Source organism: Pseudarthrobacter sp. YAF2 (genome assembly GCF_052113345.1).
Lineage (GTDB): Bacteria > Actinomycetota > Actinomycetes > Actinomycetales > Micrococcaceae > Arthrobacter.
Genome location: NZ_JBFRDA010000011.1, coordinates 32,989 through 49,647, shown reverse-complemented (window position 1 = coordinate 49,647; position 16,659 = coordinate 32,989). Strand labels below are relative to the sequence as shown.

15 protein-coding genes are annotated in these 16,659 nt (G+C 67.3%); 4 read left to right on the top strand and 11 right to left on the bottom strand.

Annotated elements, in window-relative coordinates; translation table 11 throughout:
- Positions 1–4: 4 nt before the first annotated feature.
- Complete coding sequence (locus AB4Y79_RS12835) at positions 5–490, bottom strand: hypothetical protein (protein ID WP_441862303.1); 486 nt, start codon at positions 488–490, stop codon at positions 5–7.
- Entirely contained in the window at positions 477–2,417 is a 1,941-nt protein-coding gene (locus AB4Y79_RS12830; protein ID WP_441862301.1) for a primary-amine oxidase, read from the bottom strand. The genes AB4Y79_RS12835 and AB4Y79_RS12830 overlap by 14 nt, the downstream gene beginning before the upstream one ends.
- 122 nt (positions 2,418–2,539) lie before the next feature.
- Here AB4Y79_RS12830 and AB4Y79_RS12825 point away from each other — a divergent pair, with 122 nt between their 5' ends.
- Together AB4Y79_RS12825 and AB4Y79_RS12820 are read left to right on the top strand one after the other, a co-directional pair.
- On the top strand, positions 2,540–3,145 hold the full coding sequence (locus tag AB4Y79_RS12825; RefSeq protein ID WP_441862299.1) for a TetR/AcrR family transcriptional regulator: 606 nt from the start codon (positions 2,540–2,542) through the stop codon (positions 3,143–3,145).
- Between the two features lie 85 nt (positions 3,146–3,230).
- Positions 3,231–3,407 (top strand): CsbD family protein, encoded by a 177-nt coding sequence (locus AB4Y79_RS12820; RefSeq protein WP_018770044.1) that lies wholly within the window; start codon positions 3,231–3,233, stop codon positions 3,405–3,407.
- Positions 3,408–3,491: 84 nt separating this feature from the next.
- Here AB4Y79_RS12820 and AB4Y79_RS12815 read toward each other — a convergent pair whose 3' ends face one another.
- Positions 3,492–4,166 carry a DUF1345 domain-containing protein gene (locus tag AB4Y79_RS12815; protein ID WP_441862295.1) on the bottom strand — a complete coding sequence of 225 codons (675 nt, stop codon included), beginning with the start codon at positions 4,164–4,166 and terminating at the stop codon, positions 3,492–3,494.
- Between the two features lie 168 nt (positions 4,167–4,334).
- Between AB4Y79_RS12815 and AB4Y79_RS12810 the strand changes: the two genes are divergently transcribed.
- Positions 4,335–5,306, top strand: coding sequence for a helix-turn-helix domain-containing protein (locus tag AB4Y79_RS12810; RefSeq protein ID WP_441862292.1), 972 nt, complete (start codon positions 4,335–4,337; stop codon positions 5,304–5,306).
- Between the two features lie 128 nt (positions 5,307–5,434).
- Positions 5,435–6,064, top strand: a complete 630-nt coding sequence (locus AB4Y79_RS12805; RefSeq protein ID WP_441862289.1) for an AmiS/UreI family transporter — start codon at positions 5,435–5,437, stop codon at positions 6,062–6,064.
- Here AB4Y79_RS12805 and AB4Y79_RS12800 read toward each other — a convergent pair.
- From AB4Y79_RS12800 to glyA, 8 genes are all read right to left on the bottom strand, one after another.
- Positions 6,057–7,532 carry an APC family permease gene (locus tag AB4Y79_RS12800; protein ID WP_441862287.1) on the bottom strand — a complete coding sequence of 492 codons (1,476 nt, stop codon included), beginning with the start codon at positions 7,530–7,532 and terminating at the stop codon, positions 6,057–6,059. The two genes, AB4Y79_RS12805 and AB4Y79_RS12800, sit on opposite strands and share 8 nt — an antisense overlap.
- 187 nt (positions 7,533–7,719) lie before the next feature.
- Positions 7,720–8,616, bottom strand: a complete 897-nt coding sequence (gene purU / locus AB4Y79_RS12795; RefSeq protein ID WP_441862285.1) for a formyltetrahydrofolate deformylase — start codon at positions 8,614–8,616, stop codon at positions 7,720–7,722.
- A gap of 3 nt (positions 8,617–8,619) precedes the next feature.
- Positions 8,620–10,050: an L-serine ammonia-lyase gene (locus tag AB4Y79_RS12790; RefSeq protein WP_441862283.1), complete on the bottom strand. Its 1,431-nt coding sequence runs from the start codon at positions 10,048–10,050 to the stop codon at positions 8,620–8,622.
- Entirely contained in the window at positions 10,050–10,694 is a 645-nt protein-coding gene (locus AB4Y79_RS12785; RefSeq protein ID WP_441862281.1) for a sarcosine oxidase subunit gamma, read from the bottom strand. The genes AB4Y79_RS12790 and AB4Y79_RS12785 overlap by 1 nt, the downstream gene beginning before the upstream one ends.
- On the bottom strand, positions 10,687–13,629 hold the full coding sequence (locus tag AB4Y79_RS12780) for a sarcosine oxidase subunit alpha family protein (protein ID WP_441862278.1): 2,943 nt from the start codon (positions 13,627–13,629) through the stop codon (positions 10,687–10,689). The genes AB4Y79_RS12785 and AB4Y79_RS12780 overlap by 8 nt, the downstream gene beginning before the upstream one ends.
- A complete protein-coding gene (locus AB4Y79_RS12775; RefSeq protein WP_441862276.1) occupies positions 13,626–14,048 on the bottom strand; it encodes a sarcosine oxidase subunit delta in 423 nt (140 codons plus the stop codon). Before AB4Y79_RS12775 ends, AB4Y79_RS12780 begins: the two co-directional genes overlap by 4 nt.
- A 29-nt stretch (positions 14,049–14,077) precedes the next feature.
- Entirely contained in the window at positions 14,078–15,298 is a 1,221-nt protein-coding gene (locus AB4Y79_RS12770; protein ID WP_441862274.1) for a sarcosine oxidase subunit beta family protein, read from the bottom strand.
- Positions 15,295–16,635 carry a serine hydroxymethyltransferase gene (gene glyA / locus AB4Y79_RS12765; RefSeq protein ID WP_441862271.1) on the bottom strand — a complete coding sequence of 447 codons (1,341 nt, stop codon included), beginning with the start codon at positions 16,633–16,635 and terminating at the stop codon, positions 15,295–15,297. Before glyA ends, AB4Y79_RS12770 begins: the two co-directional genes overlap by 4 nt.
- Positions 16,636–16,659: the final 24 nt, after the last annotated feature.

The following is a 16,659-nucleotide window of genomic DNA, read 5'->3' as shown; positions in this document are numbered from 1 at the left end:
CCTGCTACGCACACCGCCGCCTCAGCCGCGCCACCAGCGTGGCGGCCAGGAGCGCCGTCGCCAGTTCCAGTGCAATGACCAGCAGCAGCCCGCCGGCACCGTCCGCATGGGCAGCGGACGGTGCCGGCGGCCCTCCGGTGTGGGCGTGGCCGGCGCCGCCGCCGCCGAGCAGGAGGGCCGCATGGACGGCTGCCATTGCCACGGCGGCTGCGGTGACCTGGTGGAGTGCGGCCACCCCGGTGTGCCGCCAGATGTGGACAGCACAGGGAACGCAAACCGCGGCGAGCGCCAGCATGAGGGCACTGAGCCAGGCACCATGGTTGCCCGTGGCGGCGAGCCACAGGTGTGCTGCGCAGGAAACGGCGGTGACCACGGCAGCGAGCCGGGAATGAAAACCGGGACCGCCGGCACGGGCCCGGACCGCCGTCGTCGTCCTTCCTGCTGCTGCCCTGTTTGCTGCCGGCGCCGGGGTGAGGCTAGTGGCAGCCACCGGCACCGCCCTCGGTGTGGCAGGAGGCGGCCTGCTTGTTTGGGTTGGCGGGGACGTCCAGGACGGGACTGCGGTCGAAGAAGCCCTCGGGCCGCAGCTTGAAGCCCACGGTGTCCACGGGCATGATGGGCCAGTCCTCCACGCGGGGGAAGTGGGTGAGGCCGAACGTGTGCCACACGACGATGTCCTGGCCGTCGAGGTCGCGGTCCTGTGCCACGTAGGCGGGCAGCCCGGCTCCCCCGGCATGCTGGTTCACGAAGTCGCCCGTGGGGTACTTCTCGTCCTCGGCGTACCGGGTGACCCACAGGTCCTTGGTGGCGAACGCTGCGCGGCGGGCGATTGATGAGTCCGGGTCCGCGAGCAGCGTGGGCTGGTTGTGGGAGTGGAGCTTATAGCCCACCGGCTCACCCAGCCGGTTGCGTGAGTCCGGGTTGGAAATGATCCAGGTGCGGCCGGAACGGGCGTCGGCCTCGCGGACGGCCTCGGATTCACGCGCCAGCACGGTGCGCTTGCGGGAGAAGGCGTTGCCGCGCTCATTACCCGGGCCCATGGCCTGCCGGACCACGTCCTCCTCCTCCACCCGGTTGGTGAATCCGTCAATCGCCATGTCCAGCCGGGCGCTGAAGAGGTGCTGGTGGAAGGGGGCGCCCAGGCCCGGGGCCAGCTGGGAGATGTTGTCCGAGCCGCCCTCCGGGAACGCCGAGGTGAAGACGATGCCGGTGGCCTTGGCCTCGAATTCGATGGTGCCGTCCAGGTAGAGGTACCAGTAGAAGCCGTAGTCGTAATTGCCGATGGTGGTGAAGAAGGAGATCACCAGGCGGCGGTTGCGGCGGGTGTAGGTGACGCCGCTCCAGAGGTCCGAGTGCTTGGCGAGGATGCTCCAGTCCTCCTCGTGCATGCAGATGCCGTTGCGGATCTCCCGCGGGTTGCCGAACGCGTCGCTGATCACCGGGCTCAGGTACGTGATCTCGCCCAGGCAGTCGCAGCCGAGTTCCAGGGAGTTGGCGTACTGGCCCACCAGGTATTCGCCCGTGTCGAAGTAGTTCTGCCAGGAGCGGATGGGTGACGGGTCACCGTAGGGAACCACCATCTCGGCAATGGAGGCCCGGTTGATGATGGGCCGCTTCCGGCCGCCGTCCTGGAACGCCAAGTTGTGCAGGACCACGCCTTCGCGGACGTCGAAGCCCACGTCCACGCTCCATTTTTCCCACTCCACGTGGTTGCCGCCGGTGACGGTGAAGCTGGGGCCCTCGGGCTGGGTGATGCTGATCGGCTTCTGGGTGGTGCGGAGCGGCCCGGTCAGTTCAGGGTCCGTGTAGTTGCCGTGTTCGGCCGGGATGGGCATCACGCCGAGGTCGATGACCTGGGTGACCTCCTTGCTGACCACGTCCACATAGGCCACCAGGCCGTCCACCGGGTGCGCCCAGGCGCTGTCCTCCGGGAACTCCTGGACGAAAGCCAGCCCCCGCAGGATCCGGCGGCCCTTCTCCTCCTGGTACTCGAAGACACCGGCGGACAGCGGGGCTACCCGGACGTTTTCGACGGCGAGTCCGCGGTCAGCGAGCGCCCTCAGCCACCGCTCATCGGTGGCCAGCAGCGTTTCCACCACCTCGAACTCCTCCTCGAGGACCGGCAGTTCGCCGGTCACCGCGGTGTCCAGTTCGACGGCGGAGAGCACCTTTCCCTGCGTTGTGGAGACGATGACGTCCCGCGGGGCGGCCCCGGAGACGTCGTGGATGAAGACGCGGAAGCGGCGCTCCGCCGCCGCGGGATCAGCGCCGCGCGCCGGATCCAGCAGGCCCAGGTAGGCGATCCTGTGCTGCGGACCCAGGAGGCCTTCCGCCTGCAGGATGGCGCGCACGTCCTGGATTTCCGGCGCCGTGGCCAGGCGGAAGGCTGATGCAGTTTGGGTGGGTGCAAGCGTCATTGGGGGAACCTTTGTCCGGGCCGTCGCCGGCCATTGGATTTATTTTCTATAGTTGTAGATAATAAACGTCCGTAACATGGCTCACAAGAGGTTGGGCAAAGAAATTTCCGGGGAGTGGCCGCGTGCCGAAGATAGTTGACCATGACGAGCGCCGCCTGGAACTCGTGGATGCCACCTGGCGGATCATCGCCCGCCAAGGCCTCGAAAGCGCCACCATGCGCGAGATTGCCATGGAGGCAGGCTTCGCCAATGGCGCCTTGAAGCCATACTTCCCCACGAAGGACACACTGCTCGAGTTCGCCTTCAGCCATGTCTTCAACCGGAGCAACCGGCGCATCGCGGAGGTGACGGCAGGCAAGACCGGCCTGGATGCACTGCGGGCTTTCTGCCTCGAAGTACTCCCCCTCGACGAGGAGCGCATCAACGAAGCCCGGGTGGTCATCCCGTTCTGGCAGAAGGCGGCCAACGATCCCCGGAAGGCGGAAATCCACCGGGAATCCATGGCGGAATGGCTGGCCGCCATCGGCCGCTACCTGGCAGAGGCAAGGAACAGCGGCGACGTCAGTGCCGGCGTCGCCGATTCCGTCCTCGCCGGCCAGCTGCTGAACATGCTGCTGGGGGCCCAGATTGAGGCAGCCCTTGCCCCGGAGGGCCGCCTGGAGTTCGGCCACGCCGCGCAACTGGAGGGCTACCTCGCCCTGCTGGGCAAAATTCCGGGTGGCAAATGAGCCTCAAACTCGAAAGTATGCTTACTATTGTGTGGTCAGGTTCTGGTGCAGACCGGAGCGAGCACGAACTGTAAGGAGCATCTCCATGGGTTTGGACGACAAGATCGGCAACGCTGCAGAGAAGCTTGGCGGCAAGGGCAAAGAAGCTGCCGGCAACGCCACGGGCGATGAAAGCCTGAAGGCTGAAGGCCAGACCGACCAGGCAAAATCCGACCTGAAGCAGGCCGGCGAGCACGTTAAGGATGCCTTCAAGAAGGATTAATTGACGCCTCACAAAACGGGTGCAGCTCCAACCGGAGCTGCACCCGTTGGCGTTAACGGAGCCAATCCGCACCCACCTGAGGGCTTAGTGGATGAGGCCCGACACCAGGTTAATGGTGGTTGCCAGGACGATGGCCCCCAGCAGGTAGGACAGCAGGGCCTGCCGCAGGACCGTGGAGCGGATGGCGTTGGTCTTCAGGTCGGTATCCGATACCTGGAAGGTCATGCCGACAGTGAAGGCCAGGTACGCGAAGTCCGCATAGCGGGGCTGGGTTTCCTCATTGAAATCGACCCCGGTCCCGTCTCGGTAATAGATGGCCGCATAGCGGAGCGTGAACAGCGTGTGGACCAGGAACCAGGACAACGCGATACTTCCCAGTGCCATGGCCACCGTGGCGTCCTTGCTCATGCCCTGCGAATTGGAGGCATCCAGCAGGATCAGGGCCACCCCGGCAAAGCTGGCCACCGTTGCACTGAGGACCAACGTGTCCGAAAAGAGCCGGCCAGGATCCTCCCGCCGGGCATGGGCCGCAGTAGCGCCCGGGCCAAGGTGCCGGATAACACTCCACACCCAGATCAGGTACGTTGCGGAAGCGGCCGCCCAGCCAAGGGCGGGCGCATAGGTCCAGTGGCCAAGTGCTCCGACAGCCAGCGCCACCGCCACGCCGACGGCGAGCATCACCACCATCCGCAGCCGGGAGTGGTGTGCGGGGGAATTGAAGTTGTGGTGGCGGTCCTGGGACGCGGCAACGGCATTCATGCGCGGATCATGCCACGGCAAGCTTGGAAACGCCTGTCAGGCACCCCGAAAGACTTCTTTTTTCGCCAGCCGTTGAAAAAAGATTCTGCCGGGGTTACCCTGAACTTACTGTGTCGCAGGACACAGGCCGGGGGAACATCAGGTGGCCATCCGTCGCGAGGAACTTCAATGCCAGCAGCAACTACAACCGGGACGTCTGCCCGGCCCGAGCGCCAGGACGTCACCTCGAGCGTTGCGGCATCCTTCGACCATTGGAAGCACCTGGTGGCGGAATCTTTCGTGCCCCTCACCGCCCAAACAGCTGACGTGGATGGCTTCCAGGGCCGGATGCGCTCCCGGGTGCTGGACCGGATGTCCATTGTTGAAGTGACCGCCACGTCGCACGAGGTCCACCGCACCCCGGCCTTGATCGCGCAGGCCCATGAACGCTATTTCAAGCTAAACCTGCAGTTGGAAGGCACCGGCCTGCTGATCCAGGACAACCGGGAAGCCGTGCTTCAGCCCGGGGACCTGGCCATCTACGACACCAACCGGCCATACACCCTCGCGTTCGAGGACAAGACACGGATCATGGTGCTGATGTTCCCGTGCGACGCCGTGTCCCTGCCCGTGGACTATGTGGGGCAGCTGGCCGCCGTACGCATGGGCAGCGGAGGCCTGAGCGGGCTCGTTGGACGGTTCATCCGCCAGCTCTCGGAAAACCTGGACGTCCTGAACGGACCCAGTGGCTCCCGGCTTGCCACGAACGCCCTGGACCTGGTGTCCACCATGCTGCATGCCGAAATGGATATCACGCCGGACCGGATGAAGCCGCAGGCGATGCTGGCTGTCTCGGTCCGGGAGTACATCGAGGCGAACCTCTCTGACCCGCTGTTGTCCCCGGCGGGCATTGCGGCGGCGCATTTCATCTCCACCCGGCACCTGCACAACGTCTTTCACGAGTCCGGAACCACGGTAGGCAGCTGGATCCGGACCCAGCGGCTCGAGGGGGCCCGCCGCGAACTTCGGGACCCGCTGCACGCGGGAAAGCCCGTCGGCGCGGTTGCAGCCCGCTGGGGTTTCCTTGACGCCGCCCACTTCAGCCGCACCTTCCGGGATGCTTTCGGGGTCTCGCCCAGCGAGTGGCGTAAAAGCTCCTAGCCGGCGCCGGGCCTTTCCCACCGATTACGACCAGGGCCCACTGGGCGCTCCGTCACCGCTTCGGCTAACGTCCCTCTGGTGACAAAGAAGTTTCACCTGACGGTAGTTGATAGGGCCGGGGGCCGCTGATGTCTTTCATTTGCCTCCTGCTCTCCGGTGCAGCCCTGCTGGCCAACGGGCTGGCGACCCTCGGGCACGTTCCCCGCCGCGACGCCGCTGCCCTCAACCTGCTGGTGGGCGGCACCCAACTGGTGCTCGGCGTCGTCTACGTCTCCACGGCCGGGAACGCTCCGGCACCGCTCCTGACGGCGGCCGGCATGTTCCTGTTCGGGGCCACCTACCTGTACTCGGGATTGGACGTGCTGCTGGCACTCGGGTCGCGCGGCCTGGGCTGGTTCTGCGGGCTGGTGGCGTTCTGCGGCGTGCTGCTGGCGGTTGCCTGGCTGGGCACCGACCCTCTGCTCGCCGTGCTGTGGGTGTGCTGGTCCGTGCTGTGGGCCCTGCTGTTCGCCTGCCTGGCCCTGGACGCTGTGCGGCTGGAACGGTTGACGGGCTGGGCCCTGGTGCTGGCGAGCCCGGCGTCGGCCACGGTTCCGGCGCTCCTTGGCCTGGCGGGGTTCTGGCCCGTCTCCCCCGCCGCGGCGTGGGGTGCTGCGCTGGGCGGAGCCACGCTGTTCGTCGCGGCACGCGCACTGGCCCGGCGCGGACCGAAAGTTCCGCGCCGGGCCAGTGCCGGAGATCCTGCGCCTGCTAAGTGAGCGCGTGGCCCAGGGAAGCGGGGTGGTGGCGGCGCTGGATGGCCCACTCCACCAACACGCCGGCCAGGAAGACCAGCGGGACCGCCGCGAGCAGGGCCGTGGCCGTCTCGGCGCTGCCGCCAATGAGGGCCGTGAAATTGCTGACCACCAGGTACAGGACCCACGCCAGCAGGACCGCCGCCACGGCCGGGGCGATCCGGGTCTGCCACAGCTGGGCGCCTGCGCGCTCCCGGCGGAAGAACGCGACGACGGCCGCCGAGCACAGCATGTACAGCACCAGCAGGGCCGCCACAGCCAGCCCGCTGAACCAGGAGAACAACGTCAGGACGGGGTCCATCGCCAGGATGGCGAACGGCACCACCAGGACGACGGCGGTGGCGGACTGGACCCAGGCGGCCGCCGCGGGTGCCCTGTGCCTGTTGGTCCGGGCGAGGACTGCGGGCATGGAACCGCGCAGGGCCAGGGAGTGCAGGTAGCGGTTGATGCCGTTGTGGAAGGCGATGATGCCGGCCAGCAGGGAGGTGACCAGCAGGATGCCGGCCACGATGCCCGCCCAGGGTCCGAACAAATCCACCAGCGGACCCAGCACGAAGGAGGTGGCATCCCCTGACTCGAGCGCGGCACCGGCTGCATCCATCACCTGCGAAGGCCCGTAGTAGCTGACCAGCATCCAGGAGATGAAGGCGAAGAACACCGAGATCACCCCGACTGACAGGTAGGTTGCCCTGGCCACGGTGCGGTGCGGATCCTTGGCCTCGGCAGAGTAGATGGCAGTGGACTCGAAGCCGAACATGGACGCCACCGCGAACATGATCGCAACGCCGGGGGCGCCTGCGCCGATGGCTTCCGGGGAAAAGGACGCCGCAACGCTGATGCCCTCCGGGCCGCCGCCGTGGAACAGCACCGTGAACCCGAACATCAGCAGGATGGCCACCTCAAGGCCCACAAGGACGGCCAGGACGCGGGCGCCGAGTTCGATGTTGAGGGAGCCCAGCACCTGGACTCCGGCCATGGTGGCCAAGGCCAGCAGCCACCAGGGAATGGCCAGGCCGATCGAGGCCAGGAGCCCGGAGAAGGCCGCACCGTACAGCCCGTACATGGCGGCCTGGACAGTGCTGTAGGCCAACAGGGCCAGCCAGGCCGCCCCGGCTCCGGTCCTTCTGCCGAATGCTGCAGTCACGTAGGCGTAAAAGGCGCCGTTGGCCTGGATCTTGCGGCTCATGGCGACAAAGCCGACGGCGAAGATCACGATGACGATGCCCACGATCAGGTAGGCGCCCGGGGCGCCGGCACCGTTGCCCAGCGCCGCCGCGAGGGGCGAGGCGCCCACGATACCGGTCAGGGGCGCTTGGGCGGACAGGACGAAGAACAGGATGCCAAGCACGCCGATGCTGCCGGCGCGGAGGGCGGTGGAATGCTCCTTGGCCGGAGCGTCAGCGGTCCGGGTCTCGGAATTCGAAATACTCATTGGATCCTTCTTAACGGTCATGAGCTCGGGAAAATTGCTGTGGAATCCAGCTTGGCAGCGGCAGCCGTTTCCGCCTTGTCCACCAGCGATCAGTTGTTGTCGGTCAGCGCAGCGGACACGACAAAAGCGCGGCCGGCCGCCCCGGGAGGGGAAGCCAGCCGCGCTGACAGTGTTCAATTAGGTCGGGCTACCGCAGCACCACGGTGCGGTTGCCCTGCAGGAGGACCCGGCCTTCGCAGTGCCACTTGACCGCGTTGGAGAGGGCCTTGCATTCGGTGTCGCGGCCGGCGGCCACCAGGTCCTCGGGCCCGTACGTGTGGTCCACTTCCACCACCTGCTGGGCGATGATGGGCCCCTCATCCAGTTCGGCGTTGACGTAATGCGCCGTGGCGCCCACGGTCTTGACACCCCGCGCATAGGCCTGGTGGTACGGCTTGGCGCCCTTGAAGCTGGGCAGGAACGAGTGGTGGATGTTGATGGCCCGGCCGTCCAACTGCCGGGTCAGGTCGTCGCTGAGCACCTGCATGTAGCGGGCCAGCACCACCAGTTCCACGTCCAGCCCGTCCACCAGTTCCAGAAGCTTTGCCTCGGCCTCGGGCTTGGTGTCAGCGGTGACCGGGATGTGGTGGAACGGGATGCCGTGCCACTCCACCAGTGCCTGGTGGTCCCGGTGGTTGGACACCACCGCCACCACGTCTATGGGCAGTTCACCGACCCGCGCCCGGAAGAGGAGGTCGTTGAGGCAGTGCCCAAACTTGGACACCATGATCAGCACCTTGCGCTTGGATCCCTGGCGTTCCAGCTGCCACCGCATGCCGAACTTGTCCGCTACCGGGGCAAACGAGTCCCGCAGCACCTGCAGTGTGGATTCGTCACCCTCGGAGGCGAAATGCACACGCATGAAGAAGTGGCCTTCGGAGCGTTCGCCGAACTGTTTGTTGTCGATGATGTCGCAGCCGTGATCCAACAGGAAGCCGGAGACGGCGTGCACAATGCCGGGGCCCTCCGGGCAGTCCAGGGTGAGGACGTGCTCCACCGTGGTGGCGGCGCTGGTGGCGGGGATATGGGTTTCAGTGATGGTCATGGCTCAGCACTCGATTACATTCACGGCGAGTCCTCCTCGGGAGGTTTCCTTGTACTTGGTTTTCATGTCGGCTCCGGTGTCGCGCATGGTCTTGATGGCCTTGTCCAGCGAAACCTTGTGGCTGCCGTCCCCGTGCAGGGCCAGCCGGGCCGCGTTGATCGCCTTCACGCTGGCGATCGCGTTCCGCTCGATGCACGGGATCTGCACCAGCCCGCCCACGGGATCGCAGGTCAGGCCCAGGTTGTGCTCGATTCCCACCTCGGCGGCGTTCTCCACCTGCGCCGACGTACCGCCGAGCACTTCGCAGAGCCCGGCCGCCGCCATCGAACAGGCAGAGCCCACCTCTCCCTGGCAGCCCACTTCGGCGCCTGAGATGGAGGCGTTCGTCTTGAACAGGATTCCGACGGCGGCCGCCGCCAGCAGGAAGCGGACCACACCGTCGTCGTCGGCTCCTGGAACAAACTTCACGTAGTAGTGCAGGACGGCAGGCACGATTCCGGCCGCGCCGTTGGTGGGCGCGGTGACGATCCGCCCTCCTGCGGCATTCTCCTCGTTCACGGCGAGCGCGAACAGGTTGACCCATTCCATCGCCAGCAGCGGGTCGGCAGGAGCCTGGACGGGCGACGGCGTTGCTGCCGCCGCCTGGGCGGAGGCTTCCGCCGATGCCGCGGCGGAGGCGGTCAGGGTGCGGAACAGGGCGGGGGCACGCCGGGGCACCTTGAGGCCGCCCGGCAGGATACCCTCGGCGTTGCAGCCGTTCTCGACGCATTCGCGCATCACGGCCCAGAGCCCCAGCAGCTTCTCCCGGAGCTCCGCTTCGCTGTGCCAGGTGAGTTCGTTGGCCAGCATGACGTCGGAAATGGACATGCCCTCGCGGCTGCAGATCTGCAACAGCTCGTCCGCCGTGGAGAACGGGTAGGGCAGCACGGTGTCGTCCGCCACCACCTTGTCGGCCCCTTCGGCGTCGCCGTCCACCACGAAACCGCCGCCAATGGAGTAGTAGCTCCGTTCGCTGAGCACGGCGCCGGTGTGGTCAAGGGCGCGGAAGGTCATGCCGTTGGGGTGCGCGGGAAGGGACTTGCGCCGGTGCAGCACCACGTCCTCTTCCCAGTTGAAATCCACGCGGTGGCTGCCGGCAATCTGCAGCTCGGCGTTCAGGGCGGCGGCCGCAACCTGGTCATCGGCCGTGAAGGTGTTGACTGTTTCGGGCTCCAGGCCCTGCAGGCCCAGGACCACTGCCTTGTCGGAGCCGTGCCCGCGCCCCGTGGCGCCCAGGGAGCCGAAAAGTTCCGACTGGACGCGCACGGTGGAGGCCAGGTGGCCGTCGCCCTTCAGCCCATCGGCGAAGAGCTTGGCTGCCCGCATCGGGCCCACCGTGTGTGACGACGAGGGCCCGATGCCAACAGAGAACAGGTCCAGGACGCTGAGCGCCATCAGGGGACCTCTGGTGAGGCGTACTCCCGCATGGCGTCCAGGAGCCACCGGCCCAGGAATTCGGCGAACGACGCCCGGGGGAAGATCCGGAAGGAGTCCTCGCCCGTCTTCCACAGCATGGCGGGGATGTTCGCGATCTCGGTGGACAAGGCGGTGCCTGCCTTGAACACCCGGGGGTGCAGGTCCAGCGAGCAACCCTTTTCGAGCACGGCGCGGGCCCGGGGGCCAACCAGCTCGAACGTGGTCCGGTTGGCGGAAAGATCCACCACCTGGCCTGCTCCGGAGCCCAGTGCTTCCCGGAGTGCCGGGATCAGGCTGCCGCCCAGGGATTCGTGGGCCTCGGTGGGAGCCACTACCAGGAATTCGGACGGTCCCAGCCACAGGACCGAGGTGTCGCCGGACTTGACCACATCACCGGAACCGGCCGGCAGGCCGCCGGTGACGGCGGCCAGGCGCGTTGCCTCGTCCGAGCCTGCGTCAGCCCGGAGGCCCACCATGGTCAGGAACGGTACTTCCGAGATCTCAACGGTGCCGGCCAGGGAACCTGCGGTGAAGTCTTCCGCCAGCTGCCGGGCCGGGCTGACACGGGCGGCACGGTTCTGTTCCGCGGCGCTCTGGGTGGGGGATGCTGCTGTCTCAGCCATCTTTACGGGTCCCTTCTGGGTCAAAAAGCACTGTTTCTGCAACAACCACGTCCACCAGCTGGTCGCCGGCGGCGGCCACCAGGGTTTCGCCGATGCGGTTGCGGCCGTTCTTGATCAGGGCCAGGCCAAAAGACCTGCCCAGCGCTGCGCTGTGGTAGCTGGAGGTGACGAAGCCTTCCATCGGTACAGGACCGTAGGCCGGGTTGGTGGAGCGGCCCTTCTCCACGAGCTGGGTGCCTTCCGGCAGCCGGAGCGTGCCGTCGACCGGGAGCACGCTGACCAGGTGCTTGCGGTCCTCGCGGCTGGAGTCCGCCCGGGAGTACGAGCGCTTGCCGATGAAGTCCTTGGCCTTGGAAACGATCCACTCCATACCGGCGTCCTGCGGAGTGACGGTACCGTCCGTGTCCTGCCCAACGATCGGATAGCCCTTTTCGGCGCGCAGCACGTGCATGGTTTCGGTGCCATACGGGGTGATGCTGAATTCGGCGCCGGCAGCGGCCACGGCTTCCCAGGTGTTCAGTCCATACCAGGCCGGGATGTTGATTTCGTAGGCGAGTTCGCCGGAGAACGAGATGCGGCAGACCCGGGCGCGGACGCCGGAGGCCAGGGTGGTTTCGCGGAAGGTCATGAACGGGAAAGCTTCGGCGTCCAGGCCGCCGTTGGCTGCCAGTTCCGGTGCAACCTTGGCGATAACCTCACGGGACTTGGGCCCCACGACGGCAATGGTGCTCCACTGCTCCGTCACCGAGGTGCACTTCACGTCCAGTTCCGGCCACTCGGTCTGCAGCCATTCCTCCAGCCAGTCGAGCACCTTCGCGGCGCCGCCGGTGGTGGTGGTCATGAAGTAGGTCTCGTCGTCAACGCGGAGGGTCACGCCGTCGTCGAAAATCATGCCGTCCGGGGTGCACATGACGCCGTAGCGTGCCGAACCCGGCGCAAGCTTCTTGAACGCGTTGGTGTAGACCCGGTTCAGGAACTCCCCCGCGTCCTTGCCGCGGATTTCGATCTTGCCCAGGGTAGTGGCGTCCATGAAGCCCACGGATTCGCGGACGGCGGCGCATTCGCGCAGCACGGCGGCGTCCATGTCCTCCCCGTCCTGCGGGTAGTACCAGGGCCGCTTCCACTGTCCGACGTCCTCGAAGAGCGCACCCTTCGCCACGTGCCAGGGGTGGATGGAGGTGATGCGGGCGGGATCGAACAGTTCGCCGCGCTGGCGTCCGGCCAGTGCCGCGAAGGCCACCGGGGTGAACGGTGCACGGTAGGTGGTGGTTCCGATGTCGCCGATGCCGCGGGAGGCCTCCCCGGCGGTCCGCAGCGCCGCGGCAATGACGCCGATGGCGTTGACGCCGGAGGTCTTGCCTTGGTCGTTGGCGGTGCTGATGGAGGTGTACCGCTTGATGTGCTCAACGGAGCGCATGCCGGCGCCGGTAGAGCGGAGGACATCCGCCACGGACTGGTCCCGCTGGAAGTCCACGAAGTGGTGGTGCCAGTCGTCCGGGGTGCCGTTCTCGCCCGGCACCAGCCAGAGCTGGCGGGTGGGTGCGGAGGCCTTCGGCTCGCCCAGCGGAGAGGGCTCGACGTCGGAGCTGAAGCCCGCAGCGATGGCCGCCTTGGCACCGGCGGAGATGCCCTCCGCGACGCAGTCTTCGGTGGCGAAGGAGCCGCGGCCGGCGCCTATGGTCTGCTGGGCGGGAACCTCGGTGCTGGGCACGAAGGCCGCCAGTTCTTCGTCCCAGCGCAGCTTGCCCTGGCGCTGGGAGTGCAGGTGGACCAGCGGGCTCCAGCCGCCGGAGACAGCCAGCAGGTCTGCGGCGATCTGCTCGACGCCCGAGGTGAGTTCGCCGTCGTCGTTGATGCTGCGGACGGTGACGCCGGCCAGCCGGCCGGACCCGTCGGCGGAGGTGTTGGCCACCGCGCTGCCGATCAGCACCCGGATGCCGGCTTCGACGGCGGCCGTTGCCGCGGCGGTCAGGGCGGGACGGGCGTCCACGACGGCCGCCACCTTGACGCCAGCGGCGGCGAGGTCGGCTGCGACGGCGTAGGCGCTGTCATTGGTGGTGCTGATGACCACGCGCTTGCCGGCGGCAACGCCGTACCGGTTGAGGTAGCTGCGCACGGCCGAGGCCAGCATGATGCCGGGGCGGTCGTTGTTCTCGAACACCAGGGGACGCTCGTGCGCGCCCGGAGCGAGGACCACCTGGTTGGCACGGATGTGCCAAATCCGCTGGCGGGAGACGCCGGGTGCCGCGGGGCTGGAGAGGTGGTCGGTGCGGTTCTGGACTGCGATGACGTAGTTGGCGTCGTAGGCGCCGAAGGCGGTGGTGCGGTTCAGCACGGTGGATTCCGCACCGGAGACCAGTTCGGCTTCGACGTCGGCCACCCACTCCAGGGCGGGCTTGCCCTCGATGGTCTCCGCCAGGCCGGGCGCGGTGGAGCCGGAGAGCAGTGAGCCGCCCAGTTCGGGCTGGTCGTCCAGCAGCATGACGCGGGCGCCGGTGCGGACCGCTTCGCGGGCCGCGGCGAGGCCGGCGGGGCCGCCGCCCACCACCAGGACGTCGGTGTGGACGTACTTCTTGTCGTATTCGGCGCGGTCATCCTCGGGGTCCAGTTTGCCCAGGCCGTTGAGCAGGGTGGCCTTGAGCCCGTCCACCAGGGAAACGGTGGTGGCGGGAAGCATGGATTCTGCGACGTGGCCGGGGAAGCGGGCCTCGATGCGGACCAGCGCGTTGGCCTCTTCCACGCCGGCGGACATGATGCCGCGGGGGCGGTCCTCATAGAGCGAGTTGCCGGCGGCGACGCGGCCGTTGGCCAGCAGCGCAGAGGCAAGCGTGTCGCCGGGGTGCCCGGTGAATTCCTCGCCGTCCACGGTGAAGCGCCAGGAGATGGTGCGATCGATGCGGCCGCCGGTTGCCAGGCGGGCGTTCTGCGAGGTCACTTGGTGGCTCCTTCCGGGGCGGTGGTGGTGGCGGGCGTGGTGCCGGCGGCAAGGCTGGTTGCAGCGAGGCTGGGTGCGGCCGTTCCGGTGGTGGTGCTGTCAGCGGCGAGGCTGGCCGTGCCGGATTCCCCGGCGGGGGCGGCAGCCAGGTCCGGCCGGCGGGCACCCATGGGATAGATGGCCTGGATGTCATAGCTCACGGTGTCGCGGAGCATGTTGAACCACTGGCGGCAGCCGGTGCTGTGGACCCAGCGTTCGGCGAAGATGCCCTTGGGGTTCTCGCGGTAGAAGAGGTAGCGGGACCACTCGGTGTCGGTCAGCTCGCTGGGGTTTTCCGGGTAGGGGACGTGGGCCTGTCCCCCGTAGTGGAATTCGGTTTCGTCCCGCGGGCCGCAGTTGGGGCATGGGATCAGCAGCATGTGCGTTAGTCCTTTTCTGGTGGCGGCGGCTAGTGGGCCACGGCGGCGGCGCCGTGTTCGTCGATGAGCGCACCGGTTTCGAAGCGTTCCAGCGAGAACGGCTTGTTCAGCCGGTGCGGGGTGCCGGTGGCGATGGTGTGCGCGAAGGTCATGCCGGCGGCGGGGGTTCCCTTGAACCCGCCGGTCCCCCAGCCGCAGTTCACGAACATGTTCTCCACCGGGGTCAGGCCAACGATCGGCGAGGCGTCCAGGGTGGTGTCCACGATGCCGCCCCAGGTCCGGAGGACGTGGGCCCGGGCGAAGATGGGGAAGAGTTCGACGGCGGCCGCCATCTGCTGCTCGATCACGTGGAAGGAGCCGCGCTGGCCGTAGCCGTTGTAGGAGTCCACGCCGGCGCCCATCACCAGTTCGCCCTTGTGCGCCTGGGACACGTAGACGTGCACGTGGTTGGACATGACCACGGTGGGGTGGACGGGCTCATGCAGTTCGGACACCAGTGCCTGCAGCGGGTGGGACTGGATGGGGAGCTGGAAGCCGGCCATCTCTGCCAGGACTGAGCTGTGGCCGGCGGCGCAGAGGCCAACCTTTTCGGTGTTGATGGTGCCGCGGTTGGTCTTGACGCCCACCACCCGGTCGCCGTCCTTGAGGAAGCCGGTGACTTCGCAGTTCTGGATGATGTCCACGCCCATTTCGTCGCACTTGCGGGCGAAGGCCCAGGCCACATGGTCGTGCTTGGCGATGCCGGCGCGCGGCTGGTAGGTGGCGCCCATGACGGGGTAGCGGATGTTGTCGCGGATGTTCAGGATGGGGCAGAGTTCCTTGACCTGCTGCGGGTCCAGCCATTCGGCGTCCACCCCGTTGAGCTTGTTGGCGCCCACCCGGCGGATGCTTTCGCGGACGTCGCCCAGGGTGTGGGCCAGGTTCATCACGCCGCGCTGGCTGAAGAGGAAGTCGTATTCGAGTTCCTCGGGCAGGATTTCCCAGAGCTTGAGGGCGTGCTCGTAGATGGCGGCGCTCTCGTCCCAGAGATAGTTGGAGCGGATGATGGTGGTGTTGCGGGCCATGTTGCCGCCGGCCAGCCAGCCCTTTTCCAGGACGGCGATGTTGGTCATCCCGTGGTTCTTGGCCAGGAAGTAGGCGGTGGCCAGGCCGTGGCCGCCGCCGCCCACGATCACAGCGTCATAGGAGGATTTGGGTTCCGGGTTCCGCCAGAGGAAGTCCGGGTGCTCCGGAAGGTGCTGGGTGTTCACTGGGCGGCTCCAATCAGGTCTGCTTCGGCTTCGGCCAGGCCGGCGTCGGCGGAGAGGTGCGGGTAGAGGGGGAACTTGTCGGCCAGGGCCGTCACCCGGTTGCGGAGTTCGACGGCGGTGTCCCCGGGCAGGGTGCCGGTGCCGGCGGAGGCAATCAGCGCCGTGGCGATGATGTCTGCCACTTCGGTGAATTCGGCGGCGCCGAAGCCGCGGGCGGCCAGTGCGGGGGTGCCGATGCGCAGGCCTGAGGAAACCATCGGCGGGCGGGGGTCGAACGGGACGGCATTGCGGTTGACGGTGATGCCAATCTTGTGGAGGGCGTCCTCGCCCTGCTGGCCGTCGAGTTCGGAGTTCCGGAGATCCACCAGGACCAGGTGGACGTCGGTGCCACCGTTGACCACGGAGATGCCTGCGGCCTGGACGTCCGGCTGGAGGAGGCGCTCCGCCAGCAGCTTGGCTCCCTGCAGCACGCGCTCCTGGCGCTCCTTGAATTCCGGTGCAGCAGCGAGCTTGAACGCGACGGCCTTTGCGGCAACCACGTGCTCCAGTGGGCCGCCCTGCTGGCCGGGGAACACGGCGCTGTTGATCTTCTTGGCGTACTCCTCCTTGGCCAGGATGACGCCGCCTCGTGGACCGCCCAGGGTCTTGTGGGTGGTGGTGGTGACAACGTCCGCGTACGGGACGGGGTTGGGGTGCAGCCCTGCGGCGACGAGTCCGGCGAAGTGGGCCATGTCCACCATGAGGTAGGCACCCACGAGGTCGGCGATCCGGCGGAATTCGGCGAAGTCCAGTTGCCGGGAGTAGGCGGACCAGCCGGCCACGATCAGCTTGGGCTTGTGTTCCAGGGCCAGGGCTTCCACCTCTGCCATGTCCACCCGGAGGTCGGATTCGCGGACGTGGTACGGAACCACGTTGTAGAGCTTGCCGGAGAAGTTGATCTTCATGCCGTGGGTGAGGTGGCCGCCGTGGGCCAGTGAGAGTCCAAGGATGGTGTCGCCCGGGTTCAGCAGGGCGAACATGGCGGCGGCGTTGGCCTGCGCGCCGGAGTGCGGCTGCACGTTGGCGAACTCTGCGCCGAACAGGGCCTTCACGCGGTCGATGGCGAGCTGTTCGATCACGTCGACGTGCTCGCAGCCGCCGTAGTAGCGCTTGCCCGGGTAGCCCTCGGCGTACTTGTTGGTCAGGACCGAGCCCTGGGCTTCCATCACGGATGCCGGAGCGAAGTTCTCCGAGGCAATCATTTCCAGGGTGGACTGCTGGCGGTGCAGTTCCTGTGCCACGGCGGCGGCGACGTCGGCGTCCACGGTGGCGAGCGAGGCGTTCAGTACGTCCTGCATTGTTCTCCTTTTGAGCCCTTCGGA

Coding starts and splice junctions, on each gene's coding strand:
- AB4Y79_RS12815 (WP_441862295.1), bottom strand. CDS start 4,166: ATGAATGCCGTTGCCGCGTCCCAGGACCGCCACCACAACTTCAATTCC.
- AB4Y79_RS12785 (WP_441862281.1), bottom strand. CDS start 10,694: ATGGCTGAGACAGCAGCATCCCCCACCCAGAGCGCCGCGGAACAGAAC.
- AB4Y79_RS12790 (WP_441862283.1), bottom strand. CDS start 10,050: ATGGCGCTCAGCGTCCTGGACCTGTTCTCTGTTGGCATCGGGCCCTCG.
- AB4Y79_RS12800 (WP_441862287.1), bottom strand. CDS start 7,532: ATGAGTATTTCGAATTCCGAGACCCGGACCGCTGACGCTCCGGCCAAG.
- AB4Y79_RS12775 (WP_441862276.1), bottom strand. CDS start 14,048: ATGCTGCTGATCCCATGCCCCAACTGCGGCCCGCGGGACGAAACCGAA.
- AB4Y79_RS12820 (WP_018770044.1), top strand. CDS start 3,231: ATGGGTTTGGACGACAAGATCGGCAACGCTGCAGAGAAGCTTGGCGGC.
- AB4Y79_RS12830 (WP_441862301.1), bottom strand. CDS start 2,417: ATGACGCTTGCACCCACCCAAACTGCATCAGCCTTCCGCCTGGCCACG.
- AB4Y79_RS12805 (WP_441862289.1), top strand. CDS start 5,435: ATGTCTTTCATTTGCCTCCTGCTCTCCGGTGCAGCCCTGCTGGCCAAC.
- purU (WP_441862285.1), bottom strand. CDS start 8,616: ATGACCATCACTGAAACCCATATCCCCGCCACCAGCGCCGCCACCACG.
- glyA (WP_441862271.1), bottom strand. CDS start 16,635: ATGCAGGACGTACTGAACGCCTCGCTCGCCACCGTGGACGCCGACGTC.
- AB4Y79_RS12810 (WP_441862292.1), top strand. CDS start 4,335: ATGCCAGCAGCAACTACAACCGGGACGTCTGCCCGGCCCGAGCGCCAG.